Source organism: Streptomyces sp. NPDC052101 (assembly GCF_040680235.1).
Classification (GTDB): domain Bacteria; phylum Actinomycetota; class Actinomycetes; order Streptomycetales; family Streptomycetaceae; genus Streptomyces.
Genome location: NZ_JBFAWH010000007.1, coordinates 292,927 through 299,293, shown reverse-complemented (window position 1 = coordinate 299,293; position 6,367 = coordinate 292,927). Strand labels below are relative to the sequence as shown.

Sequence of the window (6,367 nt, the reverse complement as noted above, 5' to 3'; positions counted from 1 at the left end):
CACTTGGCTATGACCGACCTCATGGCCCGCCGTCTGACCGGCGAGGCCACCATCTCCTGGCGCGACCCGACATCACCGGATCAAATCCGCATCCCAGGATGAAACATCGGGAGAAAACGACCTCTCAGGACTTCCTCATGAATCCCGGAGCTGACTCTCATGAAGCGTGCCCGTCTCGTCCCCGCCGTCGCCCTGCTGGCGCTGTCCCCGCTGCTGCTGGCCGCGTGCGGCTCTGGTGGCTCGTCGTCCTCCGGCGGCTCTTCCGGCACCGGCGATTCGGGTCAGCGCCAGAGCTGCCAGAGGCCCTCGGGCATGCCCACCGGCGGCGCTGGACGCCACCGCCCGAGCGGCATGCCGTCCGGCGCGTCCACGGCGAGGCCGACCGACAAGCCGTCGGGGCTGCCCTCGGGCCAGTCTTCGGGCATGCCGAGCGGCGGGGTCGGCAGGCAGGGCGGGCAGGGCGGCTTGGGCGGCGGCTGCGGCGGCCCGGGTGGCGGACAGGCCGGGGGACAGGCCGGAGGGCAGGCCCAGCAGGGCTGAGCGAGGTACGGGCCGCGCCTCCTGCCGTGTGTCCCGGGTGCCTCAGCCCGCCTGGTCCGGCCAGTGGCTGCGGCCGATGGTGATGAGCCGCAGCTGCCGGGTGGCGAGCTGGGTGACGCGCTCCCGCTCCTCCACCGGGGCCTCCAGCGCCTCCAGGAAGAGGGAGGCGGTGATGAGCATCTGGTCGACGTAGAGGTGCGCGAGCATCAGCAGGTCGTCGTCGCTCCAGCCCGCCGCCTCGGGGTCCTTGGCCAGCTCGGCCTTCACCTCCTCGGCGAACCGGACCAGTTGGGACCGGATGGCCTCCCGCACCGGCTGCACCCCGCCGTGCCGCTCCCGGGCGATGAACCGGACGTGCGCGGGGTGCGTGTCCACGTGCCGGGCGATCAACTCGATGGCGCGCGCGATGCGTTCCTCGCTGCCGCCCGCCGTCGACACCGTCGTCCGCACCATCGGGTGCAGGCTGCCGAGCGCCTCGTCGACCAGCGCCACACCGAGGTCGGCGGTCGAGCGGAAGTGCCGGTAGAAGGCGGTCGGGGCCACGCCGACGGCCCGGGTGACCTCGCGCAGACCCAGGCTGCTCAGGCTCTGCTCCTCCAGCAGTGCGAGCGCGGCGTCGAGGAACGCCTGCCGGGTCTTCTGCTTCTGTGCCTGCCGGATGCCGAGGGTGTGACTCATGTCATCCAGTTAACAACTGTTCTCTGGAATTGGAAAGCCGTGGAGCGCGCTAGAGTAGAAGTCAGTGAACAAGTGTTACTACAACTGTTCACCGAAACTTCACACCGGCCCCAATCACGAGGCATCCCGGAGGGGGGATCTGATCCCATGCTGTTCCTCGTCGCCGCACTCATGCTGCTCGGCGTCGTGCTGGGCACCGTGGCCCACGCACCGCTGACCGTCACCGCCGTCGTCGCCGCAGGCATCGCCGTCTGGCTCGGCGTCTTCGCGATCCGCGAGCGCCACGGCCGCCGGCGCCGTACGTCGGCCAACTGACCGTCCGCCACGACTTCCAGGAGCTTGAGCATCATGCAACTCACCGCACCGGTCACCAGCAGCACCGAGACCCGGCCGACCGGGCGGGACGCCGACGGCATGGCCGTGGCGTCCTTCATCCTCGGCCTGCTCGGCCTGCTCGTCCTCAACATCTTCCTCGGCCCGATCGCCATCGTCCTGGCCACGGTGTCCCTGTGGCGCGGCACCACCCGCCGCGGCCGAGCCCTTCTGGGTCTCACCCTGGGCGTGGCCGACCTGGCCGTCCTCGGCATCGCCATGCAGGTGTCCCACACGCTGTCGTGGAGCCTGTGACCCGGGAGGATCTCACCTGAGACAGACGGGCCCCGAGGACGACGGGGCACCCCACCCGTCCGTTCAGGGCACCTCGCCACCAAGTCCGGGCGCAACCCCGGCAAGGCGCATCCGAGGCCGAAGCCGACTGCAAGGGCCCCGTAGAATCAGGGCACCATGGCTTACCTCGACCACGCCGCGACAACCCCGATGCTCCCGGAGGCGGCAGAGGCCCTGACCGCCCAGCTGAGCATCACGGGCAACGCCTCCTCCCTCCACGCATCCGGCCGCCAGGCACGCCGCACGGTCGAGGAATCCCGCGAAACCCTCGCCGAAGCGCTCGGCGCCCGCCCCAGCGAGGTGGTCTTCACCTCGGGCGGCACCGAGGCCGACAACCTCGCCGTCAAGGGCCTGTTCTGGTCCCGCCGAGACGCCGACCCGGCCCGCACCCGCGTCCTCGCCAGCCCCGTCGAGCACCACGCCGTCCTGGACGCGGTCCACTGGCTCGGCGAACACGAGGGCGCCACGGTCGAGTACCTCCCGGTCGACCCCTACGGCCGTGTCCACCCCGACGCGCTGCGCGAGGCCATCGCCCGCAACCCCGACGATGTCGCCCTGGTCACCGTGATGTGGGCGAACAACGAGATCGGCACGCTCCTGCCGGTGCGTGAACTCGCCGCCGTGGCCGCCGAGTTCGGCATCCCGATGCACGCCGACGCGGTCCAGGCCTTCGGTCAGGTGCCGGTCGACTTCGCCGCCTCCGGCCTCGCCGCCATGACGGTCTCCGGTCACAAGATCGGCGGCCCGTACGGCATCGGCGCGCTGCTGCTCGGCCGCGACCACACCCCCGTACCCGTACTGCACGGCGGCGGCCAGGAGCGGCATGTCCGCTCCGGCACCCTCGACGTGCCCGCCATCGCCTCCTTCGCCGTCGCCGGCCGGCTGGCCACCGAGCGGCGCGCGTGGTTCGCCCGCGAGATCGGCGCGCTGCGCGACCAGCTGATCGCCGCCGTCCGCGCCGCCGTCCCGGACGCCCTCCTCGGCGGCGACCCGGCGCCCGGGGGCCGTCTGCCGGCCAACGCGCACTTCACCTTCCCCGGCTGCGAGGGCGACTCCCTGCTGCTCCTGCTGGACGCCCAGGGCATCGAGTGCTCGACCGGTTCCGCCTGCACCGCGGGTGTCGCCCAGCCCAGCCATGTGCTGCTCGCCACCGGCACCGACCCGGATCTGGCCCGCGGCACCCTGCGCTTCTCGCTCGGCCACACCTCCACGGAGGCGGATGTGGAGGCGGTCGCCAAGGCGATCGGCCCGGCGGTGGAGCGGGCGCGCGCCGCCGGCCTGAGCTGAGGCATGAAACGACCTACAAGGCGGGTTCCCTTCGCCGGTATTGTCCGGATCAGGTAATGGGGGTCGCCATCAGGTCCAGTACTTGCGACCTTCTGGCCTCTCAGCCCGAGCGTCGACGTCGGCACCAGCGGAGACGATGTACCTCTCGGTTGGAAGAGAACAGGTATCTCTCGCTGAAGTCGGCTACTCCGCTTGAACTCCCTCACTCGTCTTGTAGGTCTATTACCAGGATAAATCGGCACCTATCGTACGCAAGGGGTCTGGCCTTGATTTTTTCGAAAGTCTCCTCCCGGGGACCCGTACCCTGGAAGGGCTATGACTGAGACCCCGCAGCGCCCCCTCCGCGTCCTCGCCGCCATGTCCGGTGGAGTCGACTCCGCCGTCGCCGCCGCGCGCGCCGCGGAAGCCGGCCACGATGTCACCGGCGTCCACCTCGCGCTCTCCGCGAACCCGCAGTCCTTCCGGACCGGCGCCCGGGGCTGCTGCACCATCGAGGACTCGCGTGACGCCCGCCGCGCGGCCGACGTCATCGGCATCCCCTTCTACGTCTGGGACCTCGCCGACCGCTTCCGCGAGGACGTGGTCGAGGACTTCATCGCCGAGTACGAGGCCGGCCGCACCCCCAACCCGTGCCTGCGCTGCAACGAGAAGATCAAGTTCGCCGCGCTGCTCGACAAGGCGCTGGCCCTCGGCTTCGACGCGGTCTGCACCGGCCACTACGCCCAGGTGATCGTCCGCGAGGACGGCTCCCGCGAGCTGCACCGCGCCTCCGACATGGCGAAGGACCAGTCGTACGTCCTCGGCGTCCTGGACGAGAAGCAGCTCGCCCACGCGATGTTCCCGCTCGGCGACACGGTCACCACCAAGGAGGAGATCCGCGCCGAGGCCGAGCGCCGGGGCCTCGCCGTCGCCAAGAAGCCCGACTCGCACGACATCTGCTTCATCGCCGACGGCGACACCCAGGGCTTCCTGGCGCGCCGGCTCGGCAAGGCCGAGGGCGACATCGTCGACGAGTCCGGCAACACGCTGGGCACGCACGAGGGCGCGTACGGCTTCACCATCGGCCAGCGCAAGGGCCTCAGGATCGGCACCCCGGCCCCCGACGGCAAGCCGCGCTACGTCCTCGACATCTCCCCGGTGACGAACACCGTGACCGTCGGCCCGGCCGCGTCCCTGGACGTCATCGCGCTCACCGCGATCAAGCCCCGCTGGTGCGGCACCGCGCCCACCGGCCCCGGCACCTACACCGCCCAGCTGCGCGCCCACGGCGGCGAGACCGAGGTCACCGCGGAACCGGCCTGTGGCGAACTGCGCGTGACCTTCACCGACCCGGTCCGCGGCGTGGCCCCCGGCCAGGCGATCGTCCTGTACGACGGCACGCGCGTGGTGGGCTCGGCCACGATCGCGACGACCACGCGCGCGACCCCCGCGGCCGTGTAGCCCCGCCCGCCCGGCCGCTAGCCCGCCACGAACTCCGCCAGAAGCGGCCCCAGGACGTCCGGCTCCACCATGTGGGTCTGCCCCGCGAGGACCCGGTACGTGCCCTGGGGCACGGTCTCCGCGACCGCGCGGGAGGCCTCGCGCATCCATTGCGGGCTCGCCCCGCCCGCGACCGACAGGACCGGTACGGAGATCGCCGCCAGCCGCTCGCGCGGCAGCAGGCCGTCGCCCATGACCGTGTCGTCGTGTGCGAGGCTCGGCGCGACGGCCTCCATCCCGGCCCACATCGGCGACTGCCGGGCGCCCTGGATCATCTCCTCGGCCAGGCCCGTCAGCCGCAGGAACAGCTCCACCGCGTCCCCGCGCCGACCGTCCGCGAGCGCCTTGGCCAGGTTCTCCTTGTACGAGGCCTCCCGCTCGGCACCGCCCTCCAGGGCGTCGGCGTACGGCACCTCGTACACGGCGGCCCGGGGGATCGGCAGTCCGCTCGCCGCCGCCTCCAGCACCAGCGCACCGCCCGAGGAGACCCCGAACAGCACCGCGTCACCGCTCACGGCGTCGATCAGCGCGGCCAGGTCCTCGACTTCGCGCCCGACCGAGTACGGCGCCGTGTCACCGCTCGCGCCGCGGCCCCGGCGGTCATAGACGACGGCCGTGCACCGGCCCGCGATCCGCTGGGCCAGGGGCGCCATGGTGCCCCCGGTGGACATGGCGCCGCTCACCAGGATCACCGTCGGCCCCTGGCCGGTCACCGCGTACGCGAGGGCGGTGCCGTCGCGCGAAGTCGTCTTCTTGTCCATGCCGGTGCAGACTGCCCTACCGGCCGGAACTCATCGCTCACGACACGTCGACGTGGTAGAAGCAGAAGTGATCCCTGATCTCCGCCACGTCCGGCTTCGGGTCCGGGTACGCCCACACCAGGTCCGGTGCGCCCGGCAGCGACCAGTAGGACGCCGTCCCCTTGAAGGGGCACACGGTGTGCGTCTCGGAGGGGGCCAGCAGGTCGAGGCGTACGTCCTCGGCGGGGATGTAGTACCGCACGGGACAGCCCGTCTCGCGCAGCACCAGCGGGCGGTCGGTCTCGGCGAGCACCTGGTTTCCGTGCACCACGCGCACGTGCTGCTCGCTCTTCTCGATGGTGATCGTGTGTCCTTGGGCCATACCTGGAGAGCACCGGCGGGCGCCCGGTTCTTCCCGCGTACGGTAGGGGCCATGAACATCTGCGTCTTCCTGTCCGCGGCCGACCTCGACGAGCGGTACACGCGCCCCGCGCGCGAGTTCGCGGAACTGATCGGCAAAGGCGGTCACAGCCTGGTGTGGGGCGGTTCCGACGTCGGTCTGATGAAGGTCGTCGCCGACGGGGTGCAGGAGACGGGCGGCCGGCTGCTGGGCGTCTCCGTGGAGTTCCTCGCCCACAAGACACGGCCTGGCGCCGACGAGATCGTCATCGCCGCCGACCTCGCCGAACGCAAGAAGCTGCTGCTGGAGAAGGCCGACGCCGTGGTGATCATGGTGGGCGGCACCGGCACGCTGGACGAGGCCACCGAGATACTGGAGCTGAAGAAGCACGGCCGCACCGAGAAGCCGGTGGTGCTGCTGAACACCGCGGGCTTCTACGACGGCCTCGAGCAGCAGTTCCGCCGCATGGAGGAGGAGGGCTTCCTGCCGCGCCCGCTGTCCGAGCTGATGTTCTTCGCCAAGGAGCCGGTGGCCGCGCTGGCGTACCTCGAAGAGGCCCTGTCCGGTCGCTGATGCG

Annotated in this window: 9 protein-coding genes and 1 pseudogene; 7 read left to right on the top strand and 3 right to left on the bottom strand. The window is 71.4% G+C overall.

The features are described 5' to 3' along the window. Positions 1 to 102 (top strand): annotated as a pseudogene (locus tag AB0L75_RS16170) (IS5/IS1182 family transposase); the annotation flags it as partial. Between the two features lie 57 nt (positions 103 to 159). Beyond that, the gene (locus AB0L75_RS16165) at positions 160 to 540 is read left to right on the top strand and encodes a hypothetical protein (protein ID WP_365181206.1); all 381 of its coding nucleotides are present in this window, start codon (positions 160 to 162) and stop codon (positions 538 to 540) included. A gap of 42 nt (positions 541 to 582) precedes the next feature. Here AB0L75_RS16165 and AB0L75_RS16160 read toward each other — a convergent pair whose 3' ends face one another. Next, positions 583 to 1,218, bottom strand: coding sequence for a TetR family transcriptional regulator (locus tag AB0L75_RS16160; protein WP_365181204.1), 636 nt, complete (start codon positions 1,216 to 1,218; stop codon positions 583 to 585). A 147-nt stretch (positions 1,219 to 1,365) separates the two neighbouring features. On the opposite strand from AB0L75_RS16160, the gene AB0L75_RS16155 reads away from it, so the two are divergent. The 4 genes from AB0L75_RS16155 to mnmA all read left to right on the top strand — a co-directional run bounded on the left by AB0L75_RS16155 (position 1,366) and on the right by mnmA (position 4,611). Next, positions 1,366 to 1,533, top strand: a complete 168-nt coding sequence (locus tag AB0L75_RS16155) for a hypothetical protein (protein WP_365181202.1) — start codon at positions 1,366 to 1,368, stop codon at positions 1,531 to 1,533. A gap of 33 nt (positions 1,534 to 1,566) precedes the next feature. Next, the gene (locus AB0L75_RS16150; protein WP_365181201.1) at positions 1,567 to 1,845 is read left to right on the top strand and encodes a DUF4190 domain-containing protein; all 279 of its coding nucleotides are present in this window, start codon (positions 1,567 to 1,569) and stop codon (positions 1,843 to 1,845) included. Positions 1,846 to 2,001: 156 nt separating this feature from the next. After that, positions 2,002 to 3,171: a cysteine desulfurase family protein gene (locus AB0L75_RS16145; RefSeq protein ID WP_365181200.1), complete on the top strand. Its 1,170-nt coding sequence runs from the start codon at positions 2,002 to 2,004 to the stop codon at positions 3,169 to 3,171. 315 nt (positions 3,172 to 3,486) lie between these two features. Beyond that, a complete protein-coding gene (gene mnmA / locus AB0L75_RS16140) occupies positions 3,487 to 4,611 on the top strand; it encodes a tRNA 2-thiouridine(34) synthase MnmA (protein WP_365181198.1) in 1,125 nt (374 codons plus the stop codon). Positions 4,612 to 4,628: 17 nt separating this feature from the next. Here the strand turns inward: mnmA and AB0L75_RS16135 are convergent, their stop codons facing one another. After that, complete coding sequence (locus tag AB0L75_RS16135; protein WP_365181197.1) at positions 4,629 to 5,411, bottom strand: alpha/beta hydrolase; 783 nt, start codon at positions 5,409 to 5,411, stop codon at positions 4,629 to 4,631. A 37-nt stretch (positions 5,412 to 5,448) separates the two neighbouring features. After that, positions 5,449 to 5,772: a DUF427 domain-containing protein gene (locus tag AB0L75_RS16130; RefSeq protein ID WP_365181195.1), complete on the bottom strand. Its 324-nt coding sequence runs from the start codon at positions 5,770 to 5,772 to the stop codon at positions 5,449 to 5,451. 51 nt (positions 5,773 to 5,823) lie between these two features. Between AB0L75_RS16130 and AB0L75_RS16125 the strand changes: the two genes are divergently transcribed. Beyond that, positions 5,824 to 6,363 carry a TIGR00730 family Rossman fold protein gene (locus AB0L75_RS16125; RefSeq protein WP_365181193.1) on the top strand — a complete coding sequence of 180 codons (540 nt, stop codon included), beginning with the start codon at positions 5,824 to 5,826 and terminating at the stop codon, positions 6,361 to 6,363. Positions 6,364 to 6,367 lie beyond the last annotated feature (4 nt).